The following is a 22794-nucleotide window of genomic DNA, read 5'->3' as shown; positions in this document are numbered from 1 at the left end:
GGCACCTGGCCGTTGAGTCTGGCCACCGCCGCCGGCAGCACGCCGAGCCCCTCCAGGCGCAGGTCGGCCACCTTGATCAGCTCCGGGTGGTCGGCGACCAGGTAGCCCCACGGCCCGCGGCGCACGTGCGCCGTGCGCAGGCCGGCCAGGTGCGCGGGCAGCACGTCGTTGTCGAGCCGGTCGCCGACGTAGAGGATCTCCTCGGCCGGGCACGGGCACTCGTCGACGAGCCGGGTGAAGAAGCCCGGCTCCGGTTTGGCGATCCCCCAGTCGTCGGATGTGGCGAGCAGGTCCACGCCCAGGTCCAGGCCGCGCAGGATCGAGCCCGCGTTCGCGGTCTGATTGCCCACGACGCCCAGCCACAGGTCCTGGTCGCGCAGGGCCTTGAGGCACGGCCTGGTGTCGCCGTACAGGTCTTCCTCGCCGAACCACTCGGGGAAGCCCGCGGCGCTGCGCGCGGCCCGCTCCACCGACAGGTCGAAGCCGGGCCGAAAGCGCTGGAACACTTCGCGATAGTCCAGGCCCTGCGCGATGACCGCCCCGAACGTGGCCGCGAACGTGTGCCTGGGCACACCGAGCCAATCCGCCCAGGTTCCGTACTCGCGTGTCTCGTCGACCAGGGTCTCGCCCACGTCGAACACCACTGCGCTGATCCGCATTACCGCTCCCGTCGCCTGTCGGCTCGCAACCGATTGCTCCGGCCTTGTCCGTCAGGCGCGATCCGGGCCTGTCCGGCCGCTTCCGATCAGGATCCGCCAACGCCGTGCGGCGAGGTGTCCCGTCGGGATGCCGTGATGACGAATCGCTTGCCGTCACCGGGCACGGAGCCACCCAGACGGTACCTCTTGCCTGACGGGCAAACGCCGGCCGGCAGTCGAATTCGATTGACCTTGTCCAACAGTGGTCGCAACGCCGCAATCCGGCGGTGCTACGCAGCGGTTTTCTGATCGGATTCGATCGCCGGGGGAGGCAGTTCCGATACCGGGCGGCGCGTCGTCACCCCCGCGCGCAGCCGATCCGTCGTCCGCAGCACCCGCGGCGACGCGTAGGCGCCGAGGCCCATCACCGCGAGACCGGCGACGACGTCCGCGAGATAGTGGTTGGCGGTGCCGAGCACCACCAGGACCACGAAGAGCGGATACAGCACGCCCAGCGTGCGCAGGACGCGTCCGCGCCCGTGTCGCCACAGCTGCCACCCGCACCACGCAGCCCAGCCCACGTGCAGCGACGGCATCGCCGCGTACTCGTTCGTCATGTGTTCCATGCCCCGCGGCGCGCTCGCGCCGGCGCCCCACCAGCCCCACGACGCGAAGTGCGCCATGGTGTCGGTGAAGCCCTCGATCATCCGCGGCGGAGCGGTCGGGAAGAGCATGAACCCGGCCAGCGAGACCACGGTCGCGATCGCCAGCGTCGTGCGCGCGCCCCGGTAGCGGTCCGGCCGTCGGCGCCACAGCCACAGCAGGACCAACGGGGTCACCACGTAGTGCAGCGTCGCGTAGGCGTAGTCGAAGACGACGCCGAAGTAGGCGTGCGCGGACACCACTCGGTTGAGCATCCGCTCGGGGTCGAGATGGGTCAACGACTCCACGTGCAGTATTCGCTCGGCGTTGCGCAACGCGGCGTCCACGTCGCCGCGCACCAGCAGGCGACTGAGCGAGTACGCCTCGTACAGCACCGCGATCAGCAGCAACTCGGTCCACCAGCGCGGACGCGTGTGGGCCGTGGCGGAGGTTGTGGGCATCCCCCAAGTCTGCCGCACCGCGCAGGTAACACCGCCGGTGCCCGCGAGCGGGCGACCGGACACGCGACGGACCGCCGCGCGGGCAACGATCCGCGGCCATTGATGACACGTGTCACACATGATAGAACGTGTTTCACTTTTCCGGCGGTCCGTTGCCGGAGTCGAGGTGGGGATCGAACGTCGGCAGGGACGCTCGGCACCGCCGGTCGCACATCGCGACGTCTATCCCGGAGGTTGTCGTGGCCGACCCCGACGAGGTCACCCGCCCGCAGACCAGTACCCGCGACCTGGCGACCGTGCACGACCACCTGCTCGCGTGGCTGGCCGGCCGGCTGCCCGAAGGGGCCGCGCCCGAGGTCTCCGAACTCAAGGCCCCGTCCGGCAACGGCATGTCCAGCGAGACGCTGCTGTTCGACGCGACGTGGACCGAGGACGGCGAGCGCCGTACCGAACGCTGCGTCGTGCGCATGCGGCCCGCGATGGACGCCAAGCCGGTGTTCCCCACCTACGACCTCGACAAGCAGTACCGGGTCATGACGCTCGTCGGCGAACGCTGCGACATCCCGGTGCCCGCGCTGCTGTGGAACGAGCCCGACGAGGGCCCGCTGGGCGCCCCGTTCTTCGTGATGCGCCGCGCCGAGGGCTCGGCCCCGCCCGACGTCATGCCGTACACGCTCGACGGTTGGCTGCTCGCGGCCGAGCCCGAGCAGCGCCGCCGCCTCCAGGAGAAGTCGGTGGCGATCATCGCCGCCATCCACGAGATCGACGTCACCCCCCAGGACATCGCCTTCCTCCAGCATCAGGGGAGCGGCGAGAGCGCGATGCGCCGCCACCTCGACGACCTCAAGGCGTTCTACGAGTGGGGCATCGAAGGGCAGCGCGTCCCCCTCCTGGACCGCGCCTTCACGTGGCTGGAGGACAACTTCCCGACCGACCTCGGTCCCGACGTGATCAGCTGGGGCGACGCCCGGGTCGGCAACATCCTCTACGTCGATTTCGAGCCGACCGCGGTCCTGGACTGGGAGATGGCCGCGGTCGGACCGCGCGAACTGGACATCGCCTGGATGATCTTCATCCACTCGTTCTTCCAGGACATCGCCCATCGCTACGGCGGTCTCCCGGGCCTGCCGGACTTCATGCGCACGCAGGACGTGTGCGCGCAGTACGAGAAGCTCACCGGCTACGCGCCGCGCCACATGCGCTATTTCGAGACGTACGCCGCAGTGCGGCACGGCGTCGTGATGGCCCGCATCGCGCACCGACAGTGGCACTTCGGCGAGCGCGAGCAGCCCGCCGACCTGGACGAGACCGTGCTGCACCGCACCCTCGTCGAGGCGATGATCGACGGTTCGTACTGGGAGCGCGCGGACGCGAGTTGACGCGCTGTCACCGCCCCCGCACGCCGTCCCCGCGTCCGGGTGCGCTCCCCAGGGTCCGCACCCGGACAAGATCTCGAGGGGTTAGGCTGGCACTTCACCATCGTTCACACGGGATCACCCGTGCGGGTGATGAAGTGTGTGACGGGCGACATCACACGGACACCGTCCGTGTTGTTGTCGGTAGCATGAATCACCGGGGGCGACTCCGGGGGTAGCTGCCGGAGGTGCCGCATGACGATCGGGGGACTCGACCCGCCGGCCGGTGCGGGTGTGCCCAAGGGCGCACCGCGAGCCGAGGGTGACGTTCCGGGCCGGAGCATGTCCGACCGCGTCGGACGACTGTCGCGCCGTCCTGTCCAACAACCCATCCAACGCCTGGGCCTGGCCGCCGTCACCTTCCTCACCGGAAGCCGCCGCCGGACGCCGGACGCCGTCGAACCGCTCCTCCAAGTGCACCGCGGGCACCACCCGAAGGCCGACATGACGGCCCTTCAGGAGGCCTACGCGGTCGCGGAGTTGTCCCATCGCGGGCAAATGCGCAAGAGCGGCGAGCCGTACATCACGCACCCGCTCGCGGTCGCGACGATCCTGGCCGAACTCGGCGCCGACACCACCACCCTGGTCGCCGCGCTCCTGCACGACACCGTCGAGGACACCGACCTGACCCTCGAAGAGGTGCGGGCCGCGTTCGGCGACGACGTCACCCACCTCGTCGACGGCGTGACCAAGCTGGAGCGAGTCGACCTCGGCGACCGCGCCGAGGCCGAGACGATGCGCAAGATCATCGTCGCCACGGGCCGCGACCTGCGGGTGACCGTGATCAAGCTGGCCGACCGCCTGCACAACATGCGCACGATCCGATATCGCCGCCGCGCGAGTCAGATCCGCACCGCGGAGGCCACCCAGGAAGTCTTCATCCCGCTCGCCGAGCGCCTGGGCATCCACGTGCTCAAGTCCGAGCTGGAGGACATCGTCTTCGCGACGCTGCGCCCCGAGGAGCACGCCGCGACCGCGCGCACCGTCCTGGCCAGTCAGGCCGAGACCGACGAGGCCGTGTCCAAACTGTGCGCGTCGGTCAAACGCGCGCTGCGCGAGGCCGGCATCGAGGCGGAGGTGTCGCCGCGCTCGCGGCACCACGTATCGGTGCGCCGCGTACAAAAGCGGCGCGGACGCGAGGATCTCGGCCCGTTCGATCTGTCCCGTCTGATGATCGTCGTCGACGCCGACACCGACTGTTACGGCGCGCTCGGCGTGCTGCACACCTGCTGGTCGCCGATCGCGGGCGAGTTCAAGGACTACATCGCGACCCCCAAGTTCAACCTGTACCAATCGCTGCACACCGCCGTCGCGCTCCCCGAGGGCGACAAGGTCGAGGTACTGATCCGCACCCGCCGCATGCACCGCCTCGCCGAATTCGGCGTCGTCGCGCACACCGGCACCCCCGGCACCGGGCCCGACGCCCCCGAGCAACTCGCGTGGCTGCGCCGGCTGCTCGCGTGGGAGGGCGGCATCCCCGACGCACACGTCTTCTGGAGTTCGCTGACCGCCGACCTGTCGGCGGACCGCGAACTCCTCGTCTTCACGCCCGGCGGGCGACCGCTCACCCTGCCCGCGGGATCCACCTGCGTGGACGCGGCCTACGCGATGGGCGAGCAGACCGGCCACCGATGTATCGGCGCGCAGATCAACGGGCGGCTCGTGGCCCTGAGTTCGGTCCTCGCCGACGGTGAGACGGTCTCGATCATCACCGCCCCGCCCGGCGCGGCCGCGCCGTCCAAGGAGTGGCTCGGCTTCGTCCGCAGCCCGCTCGCGCGGGTCGCGATCGAGGCGTGGCTCGCGAAGTACCCGCACGGCATCGACGGCCGGGCGGACCCGCTGACGGACCCCCTGGCCACCCCCGGTGGCCTGGGCAACCTCGCGGCGTCCGGCGAGGCGGGGAGCGTCTCGGTCGAGGTCGAGTCCGACCCGCAGGCCCCCGCCCGCGCCCGCCGCCCGCCGTCCGACCCGGGCGAGGCCATGGTCAGCGTGCCCGGCTCACCGGGCGCCCCGGTGCGGCTGGCCCGTTGCTGCACCCCGCTGCCGGCCGACGAGATCGCGGGCTTCGTGATCCGCGGCGGCACGGTCGCCGTGCACCGCGCCGACTGCCCCAACGTGCAGCAGATGCGCCGCGCCGGGCGCGACGTGGTCGCCGCGTCCTGGCTGCCGCACCAGGCCGATCAGGGCTACCGCGTCACCGTGCAGATCGAGGCCCTGGACCGCCCCCGCCTGCTGGCCGACGTCACCGCCGCGATCGACGCGGAGGGCGCCGACATCACCTCGGCCTCGATCGCGCCCCCGCAGCAGATGCGGGTCCGCCAGACGTACACGATCCGCCTGGCCGACCTGGCCACCCTCCCCAAGCTGCTCCGCGCACTGCGCCGGGTGCAGGGCGTCTACGACGTCTACCGCGCCCAATCGCGGGTCCACCCGAGGGTGGCGGACAACTGACCGAGACGATCAAGGAGTCGAGGGCCGTCGAGCAGCGGTCCCCGCTTTCGTCTCGCGGCGTCTTGCGCCCTCGACGCCGCGATCGTCTCGGTTGACCCCTACGGTCGCGCGGCCTCTGTCGACTCGCCGCGCAGGACGTCGTTGAAGCGGGCCAAGTGGTCGGCCAAGGCGCCCAGTTCCTCCTCGGGCCACGAGGTGAACCGTTCCGTCAGGACCGCGAGGCTGCGTTGGCGCGCGTCGGCGAGACGGAGTCGGCCCGCGTCGGTGAGGGTGATCAGGTGCGACCGCCGGTTGCTCGGGTCGGTGGTCCTGGTGATCAGCCCGGCGTCCTCCAGCGCGGTCAACTGGCGGCTGATCGTGGTCTTGTCCAGACTCAGCAGGCACGCCAGTTCCTTGCCGGTCGACGTGCCGCGTTCCTCCAACAGGGCGAGCAGGTGGTACTCGGCCTGAGTGATCCCCGCCGCGTGCAGCGGGGGTGTCATCAACAGTCGAATCAACCGCGTGGCGGCCCCCACCTCACGGACGACTCGCCGCTCTACGCTGTCCGGCATCGACTTGCTCCTCAACCTGTTCGCCCTGATGTGCGCCAAGCGTGCCCGATACGGTTGCGGAACACAACAACATGTATCGAACACCTAGGCCAGGTGGGTGCAGGTTCGGCCTTTTTCGGGCTTTCACAACGGCCCGCGCGGGTACCCGGCCGCCCTGCCGGACTTCAGGTCGGCGGTGGCAGCTTCGGCAGGTCGCGGCTGACCCGCATGCGGAACTTCGGTCGGCGCTTCTCCAAAAACGCGGACACGCCCTCGCGCACGTCCGCCGAACCGCCCGTCCAGTGCAGCGCGCGCGACTCGTGGTCCGGCCGGCGCGCCGGGCCTTCCCGGGATGCGCTCCCCGCACTAGCTTTGATGCGTTCCTACCCCCCGGTACCAGGTAGTTGCCCGCACGTCGTGCAGGAGGTGGACCCACCGGATGCTGGATCGGACACAGGCTCTGGCCGAACTCACCGGACCCGAATCGGCCTACGCCATCGAGGAGATCGTCCACGACGGCATCCCCTGGCGGGTCCTGCCCAAGGCCCCGCCGACCCTGCGCGCGGTCTTCGAGGACCTCGCACGGCACGGCCGCCGGGACGCGCTCGTGTACGAGGACGAGCGAATCGACTACGCCGAGCAGCATCGCCTCGTCGCCCATCTCGCCCGACATCTCGCCGTGTCGCGTTGCGTACGACGCGGCGACCGGGTCGCGATCGCGATGCGCAACCACATCGAATGGCCGCTCGCGTTCTGGGCGATTCAGGTGATCGGTGCGATCGCCGTACCGCTGAACGCGTGGTGGAGCCCCGACGAACTGCGCTACGCGATCGAGGACTGCGGCGCCACGGTATTGATCTGCGACGGCGAGCGGGCCCGGCTGACCCGCGAGCACCTGACCGGGACCACGCTCACCGACGTGCTCGTGGTGCGACCCGAGGGGCCGCTCGCCCCCGGCGAGAGCGACCTGTCGGCGCTGCTGCGCGACGACTTCGTCGGGCCCTGCGCGCTGCCGGAGACCGGCCCGGAGCCCTTCGACGACGCGACGATCCTGTACACGTCCGGGACCACCGGGCGGCCCAAGGGCGCGGTCGGCACCCACCACAACCACACCACCAACCTGCACACGATGCAGCTGCTCAAGGCCGTCCAGTCGGCCCGGCTCGGGCTGCCCTGCGCCGAGTTGGCCAAAGGCCCGGCGGCGCTGGAGGACATGCTCCCCGACCTGCCGCAGCCCAGCTCTCTCCAGGTGTATCCGTTCTTCCACATCGCGGGGCTCGCGGGCCTGTACATCGGCGCGGCGCAGGGCGCGAAGCTGTGCCTGATGCACCACTGGGACACCGCGAAGGCGCTTCGACTGATCGAGGCCGAGCGGATCTCGACCGCCAACATGGTCCCCACCCTGCTGCGCCGCCTCGTCGAGTCGCCGCTGTGGTCCGAGCACGACCTGACCAGCCTGACCAACCTGGGCGCGGGCGGCTCGCCGGTGCCACCGGATCTGATCGGCCGGGTGGGCAGCGTGTCGGGCAACGTGATCGTGCCGTTGAACGGCTACGGGATGACCGAGACGACGTGCGTGGCGGTGGCGAACTCGGGCGAGGAGTACTACGAACACCCGGACAGCGTCGGCCTCGTCGTGCCCACGATCGACCTGAGCGTGGTGGATCCGGTCAGCGGCGTCGAGGTGGCGGCCGGGCAAACCGGGGAGATCCGCTTTCGCGGCCCGCAGGTGGTCAAGGGCTATTGGAATCGGCCGCGGGACACGGAGGAGGCGTTTCCCGGCGGGTGGTTTCGCACCGGCGACCTCGGCTACCTCGACGACCAGGGCCTGCTGTACGTGGTCGATCGGCTCAAGGACGTGATCATTCGCGGCGGGGAGAACGTCTATTCGGCCGAGGTCGAAGCGGTGCTGTTCGAGCATCCGGCGATCTCGGACGTCGCCGTGGTGGGGGTGCCGCACCCCGATCTCGGCGAGGAGGTCGCGGCCGTGGTCCGGCTGCACACGGCCGGCACGGTCACCGCGGCCGAACTGCGCGGACACGTGGCGCGGCGGCTCGCGGCGTTCAAGGTGCCCACGGTCGTGCGGTTCACCGAACGGGCGCTGCCGCGCAACGCGGTGGGCAAGGTGCTCAAACGTGAACTGCGGGACATGCTGGCGCTGTGACGACCCTTGCCACCCTCGCCCGCTCGGGGCCGAACCCGGATCAGGCCTGATCCCGAAGCCGCGACCGGTCCAACCGGTTCTGCCAGGAGGTCAGTTCGTCCCACACGTCGATCACCAACTCGTGTTCCTCGCCCAGCACCCGGCTGACGTCGGCGATCAGCGTGCGAAGCAACCGCACCGCGCCTTCCAGGTTGCCCGACTCGCCCTCGCGGCGCGCCTGTTCGCGGCGGACCCGCAACGTCTCCATGTGGTCGGTGCCGAGCACCTTGACCTGGTCCTTGAGCAGGCCCTTGAGCAGGTGGGCCGCCTCGTCGGGATGGCCCGCCTCGGCCGTCCAGTGGGCGAGGCCGCGTCGGGCCCGCAACGTGTTGACGTCCATCGCGCCGCGCAACCGCCCGCTGTCGGAGATGACCCCGCGCAGCACCAGGGCGGCGCCGTCGGCGTCGCCGTCGCGCCCGAGCCGGCCCGCGAGTTGCTCGCGGGTGAGCAACGTGTCCGGATGGTCGCGGCCGTACACGCGGACCTGGCGGCCGATCTCGGTGCGCAGGTATTCGACCGAGCGGGGCGCCTGGGGGCGTTGCGGGAGCAGACGCGGCACCTCCTCCGGGTCGCTGTCGCGGGTGAGCGGCTCCGGGTCGCCGTCCTGGGTGGGCGGCAGCCTGCCCGGTGGCGGTGGCGGCGGGTCCTCGACGACCATGCCCCACGGCGCCGGAGCGAGATTGCGCGGGACCGCCACGTCCAGCTCGCGCAACCGGTCGCTCACCTCGGCCGCGCTCGCGGGCCGCCCCGACGCCTCCTTGTGCAGCAGGGACAGCACGAGTGACGCGAGATCCTCGGGGATCACCAGTCGCTTGTTGCGCACCGATTCGGCCGGCTCGGTCAGGTGTTTGTGCAACAGGGTGTGCATGTGGTCGAGCCCGAACGGCGGTGCTCCGGTGAGGAGCTCGTGCAGCACACAGCCGACGCTGTACAGGTCGGTGCGGCCGTCGATGCTGCCGCCGCGGATCTGTTCCGGCGACATGTACGCGGGAGTGCCCACCATGCTGCCCGGCAGCGTGATGCCCGTGCGCGAGGACAGGTCGCGCATGAAGCGCGCGATCCCGAAGTCGAGGATCTTCACCACGCCGCGCTGCGTCACCATGATGTTGGCCGGTTTGATGTCGCGGTGCAGCACGCCCCCGGTGTGTGCGACATCGAGACCGTCGCACAGTTGAATCGCCCAGCCGACCACGTGACCGATCGGCAACCAGGCCCCGTCCGCGACCAGTTGGGCCAGTGAGCGGCCGCCGACCAGTTCCATCGCGACGTACATGACCCGGCCGTCGGGTTCGGGGTGGCCGGGTGCGGCCGGGCCGAGCGCGGAGGTGGCGTGCGGGTCGTGCACGGGCGTGGGTTCGGGTCGGCTCGGGAGTACGCGCGTTTCCGGGCCGAACGCGGCGACGGCGCCGGGGTCCGACGGCCCCTTGCGCGACTCCAGCGCCTCCTGGCCCTTGTCGTAGACGACCACGATGTGCGCCGAGGACAATCCGCCCGCGAGCACGGCTTCGCGGGCGAAACGGCCCGCGTGGTGCGAGAGTCCGAAGGATTCCTTGAGGATCTTGACCGCGACGAAGCGCTGCATCCGTTCGTCCCAGGCCCGCCACACCCACGCGGCACCTCCCGAGCCCAGCACACTGACCAGCCGATACCGGCCGGCAAGCCACCACTGCGCCACTGCGACCGCCTCCCCGTACGCGCCATGTACCCGCGATTGTTTCGCAGGCTCGCGCGTGCGGGGAACGGTATGCGACATCACCACCCGGACACGGCTTCGGGGTCGCCTGGAAAGCCTCGGTCGATCACCCGTGCGGGCGCCTCGGTGCTCGACGGCGGGCAGCCGGTACGGTCGGCGCCATGACCGAGATCCTGGTGGTGAACTCGCCCGCGGAACCGCCCGCGGAGTGGGACGCGACGGTGTTCCTGGCCGGCCCCACTCCCCGCGCCCGACACGTCGCGTCGTGGCGACCGGCCGCGGTAGAGCGGCTGCGCGAGCGTTGGCGAAGCCGAGGGCACGGCCGACTGGTGGTGTTCGTGCCCGAGCCGACCGACGGTCACTCGTGGCCGACGCCGGCCGTCCAGCGGGATTGGGAGCTGCGCCATCTCGATCGCAGCGATCGGATCGTCTTCTGGATCCCGCGCGATCTGCGGGACCTGCCCGGGCTGACCACCAACGACGAGTGGGGGTGGCTCAAGGACTCCGGGCGCGCGGTCCTGGGCACACCGCCCGACGCGCCGTCGGTGCGCTACCAGCGGGCCTACGCGTCGGGCCACGACATCCCGCTGTGCGACACGTTGGAGGCGACGGTCGACACCGCGCTCGCGGCGATCGGGCCCGGCCGGCGGCGGGTCGCGGGGGAGCGCGACATCCCGCTGAACGTGTGGGACACGCCCGTGTTCCAGGACTGGTACGCCGCCCAGCGCGCGGCGGGCAACACGCTGCTCGGCGGGCGGATCGCGTGGGTGTGGCGGCGCGGCGCCCACGTGTGGCTGTGGGCCGCGCACGTGCGGGTCGAGATCGCGGCCGAGGGGGGCAGGGTCAAGGACAACGAGGTCGTGCTCGGCCGTCCGGACGTCACCGCGGTCGCGCTGTACCGGCGTGGCGAGACGCCGGAGCAAAGCACGGTCGTGCTGGTGCGCGAGTTCCGCTCGGCGGCCCGTACGGCGGACGGCTTCGTGCGCGAACTGCCGGGCGGTGGTGGGCGGACCGAGCGGGACGCGCGTACCGAGGTCGCGCAGGAGACCGGCCTGGTGTTGGCCCCGGAACGGGTACGCGCGCACGGTTCACGGCAACTCGCGGGCACCCTCGCGGCACACCACGCGCACCTGTACTCGGTGGAACTCACCGAGGAGGAAATCGCCCTGCTACGCAGCGACCCCGGCCCACACGGGGTGGCCGGGGACGGGGAACGCACTGACGTCGAGATCACGACGTACGGCGAACTGCTGCGCTCTGCTCGGGTCGACTGGTCCACCCTGGGAATGCTCGCGGCCGTGCTGGGGACGGCCGAGGGGCGGCGGTAGGTGGGTCGGCGCCGGCGGCAGGTCGGTCAGCGGTAGTTGCCGACGCCGGCGCACGGAGCGTGGCGCTCGACGAGGCAGACGGTGTCGTCGACGACCATCAGGCGACCGCCGACGACCTCGGGGGTGCGGAACGCCGGAGTCTGCACGGTGACCAGCGGGCGCGGGCTGAGGGCCGCGACGTAGGGCTCGCCACAGCGGGTGCACATGGCCGGGGCGGTGAGGGTCTTGAGCATGAGGATTCCTCTCTGACCGGTGACGTTAACCTTCCGTTCACCTTGGGTTCGGTCTCCAGTTTCCTTCGCATATTCGAAAATGTCAACTGTGTTGGCCTACGGGGGTGGCTACCCATATGGCATCCTGACACTGTGGATCACGACGAAGACGACCGGGGACGCGCCGAGCCGGCCGAAGAAGGCCTGGTCAGCGCGGCGAAGGCGTACCGGCGGACCGAGCGGGAGCACGAAGAGGCCCGTCAGGAACTCAAACACGCGGCGGTACGGGCGATGGCCGCCGGGGTCAAACAGTCCGAGGTGGCCAAGGTGACCGGGTGGACGCGGGAGTATCTGCGCCGGCTGCGGAAGAAGAACAAGGACGGCGACTGAGTCCGGAGGCCGGGCCGGTGGTGTGCCGTCCTTTCGGCCGCCGGGTCGGCCGCCGCGTCGGCCGCCTGACCGGGCGGTCGAGCCCGGGGGACGGGCCTCGACGAACAGACCCGAGGCCGGGCACCGCTTCGCTTTCGCGAGGGTGCCCGGCCTCGGGCTTGCTTCGTGCCGATGTCCCGGCTCGAGGTCTCGGGGGTCAGGCGCTGTCGCGGTCGTCCGCCTCGGCCTGGTCGGCCGGCGCCTCGAACTCGGCCAGCCCGGGCAGGTCGACGAGGTCCTGGAGCGGGCACAGCACGTGCTGCTCGACGATGTAGGTGGTGCCCGACGCGTTGAACACGTGACCCGACACCGGCGCGTCGATCCTCGACAGGTAGCGCCGCTGGGTGGGGATCAGCTTGGCGACGTACGGCTCGTCGCAGCGCGTGCAGGTGGCGGGCGTCGCGGTCGGCACGCCCACGGCGTAGCGGTCGAGCGAGTGCACGAGGCGCTCCGCCAGGTGTGTGGCGGTGCGCTGGGTGGCGGCGACCCGGGCCAGGTCGCCGGCCTCGCGGGCCTCGGCGGAAGCGCGCATCGCGTCGCCGATCCGACGCAACGCGACCCGGTGGAATGGTGGGACATCCGACGAGAGTGCGTCCACGCGGTCGGCGAGCAGGCCGGCCGACGCGGAAAACGCCGGGTGCCGCTGGGCACCCTCGACGTCGAGTGCTGAGACATCTGCGGCAAGACCGCGCAGTGCGGCCACGCTTTCGGGCGTCAAACTCATGGGGGTGCCGTTCCTTCCTGTCGTCCGGTGGGACGCAACATCGTCCATAGTGGACAGATGAACGGGCTAAACGCCATGCAATGTGACGATCAGCACGTTGGGGGACGGTTTGTCAGGCTTTGTACGGCGGTAAACCGTGCCGACAGTCGGGGCCGGGAGGTCCGCGTCGGGGGCGCCGAGGGGCCGAGGCCCGGGCGGCCCGGTCCGTCCGCACGTCGCGAGGGCACCTCATACGCAAGCGTATGGCGGGCTTGAATCGCGCTCGCCGCCCACGTCCGCGGCCTGTCGACCGCATAGCGTCGGCGCGACCGTCCGCGCGGCGCCGTACGACCGACCGCGCCATGACCGCCACCCCGTCCGACCGCCGCGACGTGACGCGGTTCGCCGCCGTGATCTCGGGTGCCGTCGCCCTCGGCGTCGCCGCGACTCACCGATGCCGGAGCGGCGGCCCCGGGCCGATTCGCCCGGCGACGCGTCCACGCCGCTCGGTGAGTGGGCCCGGCGCGAGGGTTCGCGAACTGCTCGCCACGACGCTCGTGTCCGTACGGCAGTGCCCCGTACCGCCGGCGTCACCTCTCCCGCGCGGCGTGGATCGCCGCACGCCACGGTCGCCGCCGGCGGCGGCGGGGAATGTGGCGAAAGTGTGATGTGCCGGCTCAAAGGAACCCCTTGTGACGACGCCGGTAAGGGGAGGAAAGTCATGATCGCGAACTTCGTCGGGGGGAATGAATGCGTACCTTGAAAGCCACGCTGATCGTGACGTCGATGCTCTTCGCGGTCGCTGCCTGTGGGAGTGACAGCGGCGAGGGCTTCCCCGGCCTCGGCGCCGGGACGAAGCGGGCCGACGACCCGACCGGGTCCTCGACGGCCACGTCCTCGCCGACCCGGAGCGGCAGTGGGCACGACTGGAGCTCGCTCTACTCGGCGAACTTCACGACCGGTTGTCTCAGCACCTCGAACAACAACACGAAGTACTGCGAGTGCGCGCTGGCCGAACTCCAGGCCAAGTACAGCCAGGCCGAGATGAACGCGTTCGACCAGGAATACGCGAAAACCAACAAGCTGCCCGACGAGCTCCAGAGCACCGTGCAGACATGCGTCAACCGCGGCTGACCGCGACCGACCGCACGGGGCCGACGAGCGCCGGACGGCCCGGATCGGGTCCGGCCGACGCTCGTCGCGGGGTGCGTTGCGGGAGTGGGTCGGGGTGCATGCGGGTGGTGCGCTGAACGTGTGCCCGGGTGCGTGCGCAGGCGCGGGTCAGTGCGGGATCGCGTCGATCAGGGCGCGGGCGCCCCGGTCGAGGAGCTCGCCGGCCACGGCCACGCCCAGTTTGGCGGGCTCGACGCCGCGGTCCGTGGCGTCGAGCATGGTCGCGCCGTCCGCGCTGTACACGGCCGCGCGCAGGGTCAGTTCGTCGCCCGCGCGGGTGGAGTAGGCGGCGATCGGGCTGTGGCAGTGTCCGCGCAGCTCGTGCAGCAGGGCGCGCTCCGCCGTGACGCAGGCCCGGGTCGCGGCGTCGTCGAGCGAGCGCGCCGCGGCGACGGTGCTCGCGTCCTCGGTCCGGCACTGCAACGCGAGTACACCGGCGCCGACCGCCGGAAGCATCTGCGTCGTGGTCAGGATCTGGGCGGCGCGCGGGCTTTCGCCGATCCGCTCCAACCCGGCGACGGCCAGGATCAGCGCGTCGAACTCGCCGGCGTCGAGTTTGGCGAGCCGCGAGTTCGCCGAGCCGCGGATCGGCAGCGGGACCAAGTGCGGGTGGCTGCGCCGCAGTTGCGCCGCGCGCCGGACCGAACTGGTACCGATTCGCGCCCCGTTCGGGAGATCGTCCAGGCACGCGCCGACGACACAGTCGTGGACGTCGTCGCGAGGCAGGTACGCGGCGATCGAGAGCCCCTCGGGCAGCGGGACGTCGCCCGGCATGTCCTTGAGGCAGTGCACGACCAGGTCCACTTCGCCGGCGAGCTGCGCGCGGTCGAGCTCCTTGACGAACGCACCCTTGCCACCGAGGGCGGCCAGACTCCCGCCCCAGCGGTCCCCGCTCGTGGACAGCGGGACGATCACGGGTTCGCCCGGATTCGCCCCGCTCCCCGGATCCGTCGTCCCGCCGCTCGGGTCGATCGGGTCGCGCCCAAGCAGGGAGGCGACCAGTCGAGCCTGCGCGAGGGCCATGGGGGAGGACCGGGTACCGATGCGAAGCTGCATGCGCGACACGGTAGACCGGCCGGCCCCGGGTCGAGGAAAAACGCAGGTGAGCGCTCTGTGGCAGGTGGAGTACCGTCGCGCGCATGTCCGAACCACGCAGACCCGAAGTCGCCGTCTCCGCACAGCCCGTGATCCGTCCGTACGAACCCGCCGACGAGGACGCGGCGGTCGCGGTGTGGGCCCAGGCCGGCCGCCGGGCCCACCCGTTCATCCCGGGGGAGGGGGAGGGGGAGCGCGAACGCAAGATGCGCGAGATCTACCTCGTCCACGCCGACAACTGGGTCGTCGAATCGCACGGCCGCGTGGTGGCCCTGCTCGGCCTCCTGGACGGTGAGATCGGCGGCCTGTTCGTCGATCCCGACGCCCAGGGCGAGGGCCTGGGTCGGCTGCTGGTCGAGCACGCGGCGACGCTGCACGGCGCGTTGACGCTGGAGGTGTACGAGAAGAACACCCCGGCCCGGCGGTTCTACGCCCGGATGGGCTTCGAGGAGGAGAGCCGGCGCGCGGACGAGGAGTACGACGAGGTCATGCTCAAGCTCGCCCGCCCGGCACCGGAGGACCGGCCGCACGGGTGATGCGTTCGGCGTAGCGACGTGTCCTTCGGGCGGGGTGGGCGTTGGGTAGCGCGGATACCCCGTCCGTCAGGAAGGTCGCTCGTGACGCACTCCCAGCCCGCCGGACCGATCGTGGTCAGCTCGCGCACCGTCGAGGAGTACCGCACCCACTTCGTGCTCTCCGACGCCGAGCTGACGGCCGGTCCGATCCTGGACTGCCCGGGCGGGGCGAGCGAGTTCGGCGCGGCGGTGCGGGCCGCCGGCGGCTCGTGCACGAGTGTGGACCCGCGCTACGGGTTGGTGCCCGGCGACCTCGAACGGATCGTCGAGGAGGAGCACGCGCGGGTCGTCGAGTGGATCTCCAAGCAGCCCGAGCGATACCGCTTCGCCGAGGACGGACTGTGGGAACGGGCGCGGCCGTGGCGACGCGCGGCGGATACGTTCCTGGCCGACTACCTGCACGACCGGAACGCGGGGACGGAGCACTACGTCGCCGCGACCCTGCCGGAACTTCCCTTCGAGGACGGTCGGTTCAACCTGGTCCTGTCGGGGTTTCTGCTGTTCACGTACTCGGACCTGTTCGACGAGGGGTTTCATACGGCGGCGATCATCGAACTGCTTCGGGTGTGCTCGGGTGAGGTGCGGCTGCATCCGCTCAACGACACACGGGGTCGGCGATATCGCTATCTGCCCGCGCTGCTCGAAACGCTGCGCGCCCGAGGGGTGGGGGTGCGGTTGTGCCGCGTGCAGTCGTCGGTGGATCCCACCGACGACCAGACGCTGATCCTGACGCCCGGCGGATCCTGACGTCCGACGGTTTGTGATGCCCAGTCGTTCCTGATGCCCAGTCGATTTCGGCGCCCGGTGGTCCCCGCTGCCCGCGCCGCCCGCGATGCCTGCTGGTGCCGCCGTGTGGGTGGCTCAGGGCTCTCCCACGACCCGAACCGAGCCGCGTGCGGCCTTGGCGGCCCGGCCGGTCGTGGGGCGGGTCACCGATGACGTGGTGCGGCGATGGATGGAGCGGCCGTTCGGCTCAACCGGCGTGCCTTCGGCGGTGATCCGCGCGTTGTCCGGATGCGAACCACGCCGTGCCGGAGACCGAGGCTCGCGCCGGAGACCGAGGCGCGCACCGGAGACCGAGGCGCGCACCGGACAACGAGACAAGGGAACCGATGTCGTGCAGCCCATCGTCCGCAGCCTGCTCGTCACCGCAGCCGTCATCGCCACTCCGCTCGTCGGTGCGTCGGTGGTCGTCGCGGTCCCCGCGGGACCGGGCACCCACCGCGTCCAGGCCGAACCGATCGACGCGGCCGGCGACAGCTGCGGCAACGCCGCGAGCGGTTTCGGCTTCCTCGACCCGGCGTTCGCGCGCGTGTGCCGACGATCCGTCGCCGGTGAGCGGCCGGTCGTGGCGCTCGGGTCGGCGCCGGCCGGCGAGCAGCGGGTGGTCGGTCAGTCCGCAAGGATCGAGCGGTAGTAGTCGATCTTGGACCGCAGGTGCTTTTGTTGGTCGAGGAGCAGGGCCCGCTGCTCCTCGACCGCCGCGTCGTGCTTCTCCAGCAGGGTGATTCGCTCGGCGAGCGACTCCTGGTCACCGGATCGCGCCAGTTGGGCGTAGCGGCGCATGTCCGCGATCGGCATCCCGGTGTCGCGCAGACAGCGGAGGATGCCGAGCCACTGGATGTCGTCCTCGGTGAAGCGGCGGTGCCCGCTGGGGGCCCGGCCCACGTCCGCGAGCAGGCCGATGCGTTCGTAGTAGCGCAGGGTGTCCAGGCTGAAGCCGGACCGTTCGGCGGTCTCGGCCGGGGTCAGGTAGCGCGTGACGGTGGCGGTCATGCGCGCATTCTGCCCGGGACGGGCCGGTAAGCGCCGCTGCGGTTCCCGGTGCCGGGCCGACCGGGTACCTCAGCCCCGATCGGCGGCGGAGCCGTTCACCACGTACGGCCGGACCACGGACGCATCGCCCCCACCGGGAACAGCCCCTTCCCTCGGCCGAACCGGGGCGGCGCGGGTGTGGGAGACGACCGTTGCGGAGGCGACTCGGAGCCTGCCATGGCGAGTTCGATGGTTGTGACGGGTGGGCAACGCGGTGATGCACACAGTTTGTGTGCCCCCTGGACACATGTCGGACTTACCCTGCGAGAGACCACGATCTCGGGGAGCGCACATGCCCATCGACGACACCGTCGGCCGCCGAATCACGGATGCCCGCACCGCCCGGCATCTCACCCTCCAGGGTCTCGCCGACGCTGCGAAGCTCAGCCGCAGCTATGTCCAGAAGATCGAGAGCGGAGATCGTCCCCCCAGCCACCAAGCGCTCGTGGCCCTCGCGCGCGCACTCCGCGTCGACGTCACTCGCCTGACCGGTCAGCCCTACGATGAGGACACTCGCCCGGAAGATCGGGCCATCCACGCAGTCATCCCGGATATTCGCCGCGTGATGCTCTGCTACCGCACTCCGGAATCACTGCTCCTGCCTCCTCGCCCTTTCGAGGAGTTGCACTCCCATGTTCAGTTGGTGAACAGACACCGCCGCGCAGCCGACTACGCGACCACCGCTGCGGCCCTACCCGCACTACTGACCGAACTCACGACGTACGCGCTGTCCGCGCCCAGTGGATCGGCTGCGGCGCGCGCGGGTTATTCGCTGTTGGCTCAGGTCTACCGGGCCGCGAACTCGTTGGCGCACAAACTCGGTTACTACGATCTTTCCGCGTCGGCGCTCGAACGGGTGGCATGGGCTGCCGGATTGTCCGGCGACCCGATCATGGTCGCGACGTCGCGCTATCTCTTGGCCGGCGCAATGACGCGCGAGGGTGCGTACACCGCTGCGCGGCAGGTGCTGCGGGAGATCGAGAATGATCTCCGGGACTGTGACGCCCCAGGCGCCGACGGAATGTTGGGCGCGGCGTTGCTCAAACGATCGATTGCGGCCGCCGGTGCGGTAAAGCGCTCCGAGATGAACGAGTGCCTCGACGAGGCAGCCGAGATCGGTGCCCGTATCGGACACGAAGGCATCTACCAGGAGACCTCGTTCGGTCCCGTCCAGGTCGAGATCTACCGTGCCAGTGCCGCCATCATGGTGGACGACTTCGACGTGGCCGTGCGCGACGGTGGAGCGTTGGTCATGCCGGAAGACATGCCGGCCGAGCGATCGTCGCACCACTACATCGACTACGCGCACGCGTTGGTCGTCACGGGCGATCGGCCCGGGGCCTGGGCGGCCCTGCGCAGAGCCCGGGAACTCGCTCCGCTGCATACCCGCAAGCACCCCAGGGTTCGTGATTCCGTGGCAACGCTGCTGCGTCTGGAGCGAGCCGACGACCAGACGAGGCTGGGGTTCGGGCGATGGGTGGGCGTCACACCCCCGTGACGTTCCGAATGCCCGGGGTCACGGGCGGTGCACACAAACTGTGTGCGCCGCCCTTCGTCGTGCGGGCCACGATGGGGACTATCGGTACTTCCGGACCACTCAGGGAGAGATCACGTGAGCCTGCCCGCACAGCGCACGGCCTTGATCGTCGACTGCGAGCCCTCCTCCGCCCACCCCGTCGTACTGCGGCCTCTGACGCCGGGCGCCGTGTCGATGCGCCTTACGCGCGCCGAGGCGCAGCACCTGATCGACGACGCCGCGCACGTACTCGACCTGCTCGACGCCGCCGACGCGATGGCTGCCGCCGACATCGCGGCGTAGTACCTCGAACCGCTGCTCGGTGACCACGACTTGGGCCACCGCCGAGCAGCTCTCCATGCCGACCCGGCGAGCCACTGCCCGTGACGGCTCGCCGGGTCGGCCCAACCCCGAAAGGAGATCCGCGCCATGCCCCGTACCCCCGACACCGTCCGAGCCGTCGCCGCGGCCGATTCGCGGCGGCCCATCCTCGTCGAGGCCGACCATGCCCAACGCGACCACGCGGTCTGGGCGTTGACCCTGGCCCAGGCGTGGGAACTCATCGGCGACCTTCAGGCGCAGGTGGCCCGCCACCCCGCACCGACCCTCACCGGAGAAACACGATGACGACGCCGCCCGACGGCACCTGGCTGGACTACGAACTGATGGGCCGCTCGCCCGGCGGCCAGTCGATCGTGGCCCGCTACCGAACCCGCACCGGCGCGATCGAGTTCGACACCCTCCGCGTCCCGGACGGCACCCTGGCCGCGCTGATCCGGGCCATCCTGGACCACACGGACCAGAACCTGGTGACCGACATCCTGTGGAACGAGCAGACCCGCCACAACGAACGCCGCAGCCGCCGCCTGTCCGCCATGGGCGTCACCCTCCCCCCGGACCACCCCCTCGCCGGACCGATCGCCCACCTCGGCGCACCCGACGAGCCTGCGTATCCCTCACCACACTCTCGACCCGAACTCACCACCGCGGTCGACCCCCCGACCGGCACCACCCGACGCGCCCCGACCACCGAATATTGACAAACAGGGCATCCCGGGATCGACGGCGACACCGTCGAACAGCACGACGACGACGCGGGAATGCCCCAGGAGCCGGCGCCGGAACCACCCCGCCCCCGAACCGCGGGAACAAGACGCAGAGGCCGCACCCGACGCCCGAGTCCCCGTCGTGGCCCCCACGCCCCAGGCCCCAGGCCCCAGGCCCCACGGTACGACGAAGGCCCGACCTGTTCACACAGGTCGGGCCTTCGTTCTTCGGGGTGAGTGACGGGACTTGAACCCGCGACTTCCTGGACCACAACCAGGTGCTCTACCAGCTGAGCTACACCCACCACTGCCAGGTCTGATCGGCCCGGCGTGGAAAAGTGTACAGGCTCGCGGAGGGTGCTCGCCGCAGGGTTTCCGTCAGGCGTGATCCGCGGGTCGGTGGCCGTACCTGGAGGCGATCTCCTTGGCCGTCTCGCTGTCCGGGCCCGGGTCCGGGACGAAGATCGCCTCGCGGTAGTAGCGCAGTTCCTCGATGCTCTCGTGGATGTCCGTCAGCGCACGGTGGTTGCCTGCCTTCGGCGGGCTCTGGAAGTAGACCCGCGGGTACCAGCGGCGGGCCAGCTCCTTGATCGACGACACATCGATGACCCGGTAGTGCAGGAAGCCGTCGAGGTCGAGCATGTCCCGGGCGAGGAAGCCCCGGTCCGTCCCGATCGAGTTGCCGCACAGCGGGGCCTTGCGGCCGTCCGGCACGTGCTCCTTGATGTACGCCAGGACCACCGCCTCGGCCTCGGCCAGGCCGACGCCCGCCTCCAGCTCCTCCAGCAGGCCTGAAGCGGTGTGCATCTTGCGCACCACATCGGGCATGCCGGCCAGCGCCTCGGCGGGCGGGCGGATCACGACGTCGACACCGTCACCCAGGATGTTGAGTTCGGAGTCGGTGACCAGGGCCGCCACCTCCACCAACGCGTCCCGGGACAGGTCGAGTCCGGTCATCTCACAGTCGATCCAGACCAAGCGGTCACTCATGGGTTCACCCTACGGCCCGGGCACACACCTCCTCTTCGCCGGTCTCCTCCGGACTGCGAGTGCGAAACGTCTCGCGGTACGAGGCCGGCGGGACACCCAGTTGTTTGCGGAAGTGCCCGCGCAGCGCCACGGGCGAGCGGAAGCCGCAGCGCCGGGCGATCTCCTCGACCTGGAGGTCGGTGGTCTCCAACAGCCGCTGCGCCTGAAGGACGCGCTGCGTCAGCAGCCACTGCAACGGCGCGCTGCCGGTGAGGGTGCGGAAGCGGCGGTCGAAGGTGCGTCGGCTCATGTACGCGCGGGTCGCCAACTGCTCGATGTCGAAGCGGTCCGCGAGGTTTTCCAGCGCCCACGAGATGACCGTCGCGAGCGGGTCGCCGCTGATCTCCTCGGGCAGGGTCAGATCCATGTACTGGGCCTGACCGCCGATCCGGTGCGCCGGTACCACCAGGCGTCGGGCGAGCTGGTTGGCCGCGTCCGGACCGTGGTCCAGGCGGACCAGGTGCAGACACAGGTCGATGCCCGCTGCGGTGCCGGCACTGGTGAGGATGTCGCCGTCGTCGACGTACAGCTCGCGCGGGTCGACCCGAACCTTCGGGTATCGCTTCGCGAGCGCCGGGGCGTACATCCAGTGCGTGGTCGCCGGACGGTCGTCCAGGAGGCCGGCCGCCGCGAGTACGAACGCGCCGCCGCACAGGCCGACGATCCTGGCCCCTTCGCGGTGTGCCCTGCGCAACGCCTCCAGGACGGGCGCCGGCGGCATCCGGGACGGGGAGTGCCACGCGGGCACGATCACGGTCCCGGCGCGAGCGAGGGCGTCGAGGCCGTAGGGGGCGATCAGTTCGACGCCACCGGTGGTGCGGAGCGGTCCGGGTTCGGCCGCGCATACCAGTAATCGGTAGTTCGGGACGCCGGCGTCGCGTCGGTCGACCCCGAACACCGATATCGGTATCGAGCTCTCCAGGATCGGCGAGTTCGCGAACAGCAGCACCGCGATCGTGTCGGGACGGCGGCGGCCCAGCAGCGGCCGGTCGCGTCCCGGCGCGAGCAGGCCCTCGCCGTCGGGGCCGTACTCGTCGTCGAAATCGATGTCGTCGGTCGAATCACCGACGTCCTCGATCGCGTCGGCGTCGGCCGGCGCCTCGGACAGCACGGTGAAGGCCGAGGCGACCACGAGTTCCGGGTCGTCCGGTGTCACGGCATCGGGCGCGGTCGGCTCGACCGTGTGGTCGACATCGACCTCACGGGTGCGCCCCCGCCACCGGTCCTTGCGGCTGTCGATCCTGCTCATGACCCCGATCCGCCCCCTTCGCCCCTCTGCGACCCGCTCGACCCCGGCAACCCGACCTCAGGCGGCCGGGGGTCGGGTCACTCACGTGGCTACGCCCCAGTAGTTCACACGCGCCACTCGCGTTACCCAAGATCGGAACTTACTCTCTCTTACCTTGTCTATGCATGGTGTTCTCTACGTGACGTTATGTAGATATGCGCGTTTGTGACGGTGGTCACATCGTGGAACTTATCGACAATTTCTCCCGCTGTCAGGGCCTCAGAGCCCTTCGGGACGCTGCCGAGCGGCGTGCAGCAGATGCAAAGCCGCCTCCGGCAGCTCCCGACCGCGTGGCCAGACCGCCCGCAGGACCCGGTCCAGGGTGGGCAGATCCTCCACCGGCACCGCCGTCAGTCGCCCTTCGGCGAGGTCGTCGCGGACCGCGAGGTCGGACAGTACGGCGGGCGCGGAGCCCGCGATCGCGGCCGACCGCAGCGGTGCCGTGGCGCCCAGCTCCAGAGCCGGCACGGCAACGCCGTCGTAGGCCGCCAAGGCCCGCTCCAGGGTGTCCCGCGTGCCCGACCCCACCTCGCGCAGCAGCAGCGGCGTGGC

The 22794-nt window shown here is 70.7% G+C and carries 24 protein-coding genes and 1 tRNA gene; 13 read left to right on the top strand and 12 right to left on the bottom strand.

Annotated features, from left to right (window positions below):
• Both GT354_RS20520 and GT354_RS20515 read right to left on the bottom strand, forming a co-directional pair.
• Positions 1 to 659 (bottom strand): HAD family hydrolase (locus GT354_RS20520; RefSeq protein WP_161357797.1); only part of this gene is annotated, 659 nt, incomplete at its 3' end.
• A gap of 269 nt (positions 660 to 928) precedes the next feature.
• Entirely contained in the window at positions 929 to 1741 is an 813-nt protein-coding gene (locus GT354_RS20515; protein WP_161357795.1) for a phosphatase PAP2 family protein, read from the bottom strand.
• Positions 1742 to 1980: 239 nt separating this feature from the next.
• On the opposite strand from GT354_RS20515, the gene GT354_RS20510 reads away from it, so the two are divergent.
• Positions 1981 to 3120 (top strand): phosphotransferase family protein, encoded by a 1140-nt coding sequence (locus GT354_RS20510; protein WP_161357793.1) that lies wholly within the window; start codon positions 1981 to 1983, stop codon positions 3118 to 3120.
• 231 nt (positions 3121 to 3351) lie between these two features.
• The gene (locus GT354_RS20505) at positions 3352 to 5607 is read left to right on the top strand and encodes an HD domain-containing protein (protein WP_161357791.1); all 2256 of its coding nucleotides are present in this window, start codon (positions 3352 to 3354) and stop codon (positions 5605 to 5607) included.
• 98 nt (positions 5608 to 5705) lie between these two features.
• Here the strand turns inward: GT354_RS20505 and GT354_RS20500 are convergent, their stop codons facing one another.
• The gene (locus GT354_RS20500; RefSeq protein WP_161357789.1) at positions 5706 to 6158 is read right to left on the bottom strand and encodes a MarR family transcriptional regulator; all 453 of its coding nucleotides are present in this window, start codon (positions 6156 to 6158) and stop codon (positions 5706 to 5708) included.
• A 418-nt stretch (positions 6159 to 6576) separates the two neighbouring features.
• Between GT354_RS20500 and GT354_RS20495 the strand changes: the two genes are divergently transcribed.
• Positions 6577 to 8301, top strand: coding sequence for a class I adenylate-forming enzyme family protein (locus GT354_RS20495; RefSeq protein WP_161357788.1), 1725 nt, complete (start codon positions 6577 to 6579; stop codon positions 8299 to 8301).
• A 40-nt stretch (positions 8302 to 8341) separates the two neighbouring features.
• On the opposite strand, the gene GT354_RS20490 is transcribed toward GT354_RS20495, so the two are convergent.
• Entirely contained in the window at positions 8342 to 10015 is a 1674-nt protein-coding gene (locus GT354_RS20490; protein WP_161357786.1) for a serine/threonine-protein kinase, read from the bottom strand.
• Between the two features lie 179 nt (positions 10016 to 10194).
• Here GT354_RS20490 and GT354_RS20485 point away from each other — a divergent pair, with 179 nt between their 5' ends.
• Positions 10195 to 11361: a nucleoside 2-deoxyribosyltransferase domain-containing protein gene (locus tag GT354_RS20485; protein WP_161357784.1), complete on the top strand. Its 1167-nt coding sequence runs from the start codon at positions 10195 to 10197 to the stop codon at positions 11359 to 11361.
• 26 nt (positions 11362 to 11387) lie between these two features.
• Here the strand turns inward: GT354_RS20485 and GT354_RS20480 are convergent, their stop codons facing one another.
• Positions 11388 to 11594 carry a hypothetical protein gene (locus GT354_RS20480; protein WP_161357782.1) on the bottom strand — a complete coding sequence of 69 codons (207 nt, stop codon included), beginning with the start codon at positions 11592 to 11594 and terminating at the stop codon, positions 11388 to 11390.
• A 132-nt stretch (positions 11595 to 11726) separates the two neighbouring features.
• On the opposite strand from GT354_RS20480, the gene GT354_RS20475 reads away from it, so the two are divergent.
• On the top strand, positions 11727 to 11963 hold the full coding sequence (locus GT354_RS20475) for a hypothetical protein (RefSeq protein WP_161357780.1): 237 nt from the start codon (positions 11727 to 11729) through the stop codon (positions 11961 to 11963).
• A gap of 196 nt (positions 11964 to 12159) precedes the next feature.
• Here the strand turns inward: GT354_RS20475 and GT354_RS20470 are convergent, their stop codons facing one another.
• The gene (locus tag GT354_RS20470) at positions 12160 to 12726 is read right to left on the bottom strand and encodes a hypothetical protein (protein ID WP_161357778.1); all 567 of its coding nucleotides are present in this window, start codon (positions 12724 to 12726) and stop codon (positions 12160 to 12162) included.
• A gap of 729 nt (positions 12727 to 13455) precedes the next feature.
• On the opposite strand from GT354_RS20470, the gene GT354_RS20465 reads away from it, so the two are divergent.
• Positions 13456 to 13839, top strand: coding sequence for a hypothetical protein (locus GT354_RS20465; RefSeq protein ID WP_161357777.1), 384 nt, complete (start codon positions 13456 to 13458; stop codon positions 13837 to 13839).
• Between the two features lie 147 nt (positions 13840 to 13986).
• Here GT354_RS20465 and hemC read toward each other — a convergent pair whose 3' ends face one another.
• Positions 13987 to 14934 (bottom strand): hydroxymethylbilane synthase, encoded by a 948-nt coding sequence (hemC, locus tag GT354_RS20460; protein WP_161357775.1) that lies wholly within the window; start codon positions 14932 to 14934, stop codon positions 13987 to 13989.
• Between the two features lie 83 nt (positions 14935 to 15017).
• Here hemC and GT354_RS20455 point away from each other — a divergent pair, with 83 nt between their 5' ends.
• The 3 genes from GT354_RS20455 to GT354_RS20445 all read left to right on the top strand — a co-directional run bounded on the left by GT354_RS20455 (position 15018) and on the right by GT354_RS20445 (position 16965).
• Complete coding sequence (locus GT354_RS20455) at positions 15018 to 15509, top strand: GNAT family N-acetyltransferase (RefSeq protein WP_161357773.1); 492 nt, start codon at positions 15018 to 15020, stop codon at positions 15507 to 15509.
• Between the two features lie 81 nt (positions 15510 to 15590).
• Positions 15591 to 16295 carry a hypothetical protein gene (locus tag GT354_RS20450; protein ID WP_161357771.1) on the top strand — a complete coding sequence of 235 codons (705 nt, stop codon included), beginning with the start codon at positions 15591 to 15593 and terminating at the stop codon, positions 16293 to 16295.
• A gap of 370 nt (positions 16296 to 16665) precedes the next feature.
• On the top strand, positions 16666 to 16965 hold the full coding sequence (locus tag GT354_RS20445; RefSeq protein WP_161357770.1) for a hypothetical protein: 300 nt from the start codon (positions 16666 to 16668) through the stop codon (positions 16963 to 16965).
• Here GT354_RS20445 and GT354_RS20440 read toward each other — a convergent pair.
• Positions 16941 to 17324, bottom strand: a complete 384-nt coding sequence (locus tag GT354_RS20440; RefSeq protein WP_161357768.1) for a MerR family transcriptional regulator — start codon at positions 17322 to 17324, stop codon at positions 16941 to 16943. The two genes, GT354_RS20445 and GT354_RS20440, sit on opposite strands and share 25 nt — an antisense overlap.
• A gap of 331 nt (positions 17325 to 17655) precedes the next feature.
• Here GT354_RS20440 and GT354_RS20435 point away from each other — a divergent pair, with 331 nt between their 5' ends.
• The 4 genes from GT354_RS20435 (at position 17656) to GT354_RS20420 (ending at position 19919) form a co-directional block, all read left to right on the top strand.
• Positions 17656 to 18861, top strand: coding sequence for a helix-turn-helix transcriptional regulator (locus GT354_RS20435; RefSeq protein ID WP_161357767.1), 1206 nt, complete (start codon positions 17656 to 17658; stop codon positions 18859 to 18861).
• 114 nt (positions 18862 to 18975) lie between these two features.
• On the top strand, positions 18976 to 19182 hold the full coding sequence (locus GT354_RS20430; protein WP_161357765.1) for a hypothetical protein: 207 nt from the start codon (positions 18976 to 18978) through the stop codon (positions 19180 to 19182).
• 126 nt (positions 19183 to 19308) lie between these two features.
• The gene (locus GT354_RS20425; protein ID WP_161357763.1) at positions 19309 to 19506 is read left to right on the top strand and encodes a hypothetical protein; all 198 of its coding nucleotides are present in this window, start codon (positions 19309 to 19311) and stop codon (positions 19504 to 19506) included.
• Entirely contained in the window at positions 19503 to 19919 is a 417-nt protein-coding gene (locus tag GT354_RS20420) for a hypothetical protein (RefSeq protein ID WP_161357762.1), read from the top strand. The genes GT354_RS20425 and GT354_RS20420 overlap by 4 nt, the downstream gene beginning before the upstream one ends.
• A gap of 238 nt (positions 19920 to 20157) precedes the next feature.
• On the opposite strand, the gene GT354_RS20415 is transcribed toward GT354_RS20420, so the two are convergent.
• The 4 genes from GT354_RS20415 to GT354_RS20400 all read right to left on the bottom strand — a co-directional run.
• Positions 20158 to 20230, bottom strand: a tRNA-His gene (locus GT354_RS20415).
• A 73-nt stretch (positions 20231 to 20303) separates the two neighbouring features.
• The gene (gene orn / locus GT354_RS20410; RefSeq protein WP_161357760.1) at positions 20304 to 20915 is read right to left on the bottom strand and encodes an oligoribonuclease; all 612 of its coding nucleotides are present in this window, start codon (positions 20913 to 20915) and stop codon (positions 20304 to 20306) included.
• A gap of 4 nt (positions 20916 to 20919) precedes the next feature.
• Entirely contained in the window at positions 20920 to 22203 is a 1284-nt protein-coding gene (locus GT354_RS20405) for a helix-turn-helix domain-containing protein (RefSeq protein ID WP_161357758.1), read from the bottom strand.
• Between the two features lie 258 nt (positions 22204 to 22461).
• Positions 22462 to 22794 (bottom strand): LysR substrate-binding domain-containing protein (locus GT354_RS20400; protein WP_237535277.1); only part of this gene is annotated, 333 nt, incomplete at its 5' end.

This window comes from Streptomyces sp. SID3343 (assembly GCF_009865215.1).
GTDB lineage: Bacteria > Actinomycetota > Actinomycetes > Streptomycetales > Streptomycetaceae > Embleya.
This window is presented reverse-complemented; position numbering and strand designations above follow the sequence as displayed.

Excerpts from the sequence above, each read along its gene's own strand:
- GT354_RS20465 (WP_161357777.1), top strand. The coding sequence starts at position 13,456 with ATGCGTACCTTGAAAGCCACGCTGATCGTGACGTCGATGCTCTTCGCG.
- GT354_RS20480 (WP_161357782.1), bottom strand. The coding sequence starts at position 11,594 with ATGCTCAAGACCCTCACCGCCCCGGCCATGTGCACCCGCTGTGGCGAG.
- GT354_RS20470 (WP_161357778.1), bottom strand. The coding sequence starts at position 12,726 with ATGAGTTTGACGCCCGAAAGCGTGGCCGCACTGCGCGGTCTTGCCGCA.
- GT354_RS20485 (WP_161357784.1), top strand. The coding sequence starts at position 10,195 with ATGACCGAGATCCTGGTGGTGAACTCGCCCGCGGAACCGCCCGCGGAG.
- GT354_RS20440 (WP_161357768.1), bottom strand. The coding sequence starts at position 17,324 with ATGACCGCCACCGTCACGCGCTACCTGACCCCGGCCGAGACCGCCGAA.
- GT354_RS20405 (WP_161357758.1), bottom strand. The coding sequence starts at position 22,203 with ATGAGCAGGATCGACAGCCGCAAGGACCGGTGGCGGGGGCGCACCCGT.
- GT354_RS20420 (WP_161357762.1), top strand. The coding sequence starts at position 19,503 with ATGACGACGCCGCCCGACGGCACCTGGCTGGACTACGAACTGATGGGC.
- GT354_RS20435 (WP_161357767.1), top strand. The coding sequence starts at position 17,656 with ATGCCCATCGACGACACCGTCGGCCGCCGAATCACGGATGCCCGCACC.
- GT354_RS20425 (WP_161357763.1), top strand. The coding sequence starts at position 19,309 with ATGCCCCGTACCCCCGACACCGTCCGAGCCGTCGCCGCGGCCGATTCG.
- GT354_RS20505 (WP_161357791.1), top strand. The coding sequence starts at position 3,352 with ATGACGATCGGGGGACTCGACCCGCCGGCCGGTGCGGGTGTGCCCAAG.
- hemC (WP_161357775.1), bottom strand. The coding sequence starts at position 14,934 with ATGCAGCTTCGCATCGGTACCCGGTCCTCCCCCATGGCCCTCGCGCAG.
- orn (WP_161357760.1), bottom strand. The coding sequence starts at position 20,915 with ATGAGTGACCGCTTGGTCTGGATCGACTGTGAGATGACCGGACTCGAC.
- GT354_RS20455 (WP_161357773.1), top strand. The coding sequence starts at position 15,018 with ATGTCCGAACCACGCAGACCCGAAGTCGCCGTCTCCGCACAGCCCGTG.
- GT354_RS20495 (WP_161357788.1), top strand. The coding sequence starts at position 6,577 with ATGCTGGATCGGACACAGGCTCTGGCCGAACTCACCGGACCCGAATCG.
- GT354_RS20500 (WP_161357789.1), bottom strand. The coding sequence starts at position 6,158 with ATGCCGGACAGCGTAGAGCGGCGAGTCGTCCGTGAGGTGGGGGCCGCC.
- GT354_RS20515 (WP_161357795.1), bottom strand. The coding sequence starts at position 1,741 with ATGCCCACAACCTCCGCCACGGCCCACACGCGTCCGCGCTGGTGGACC.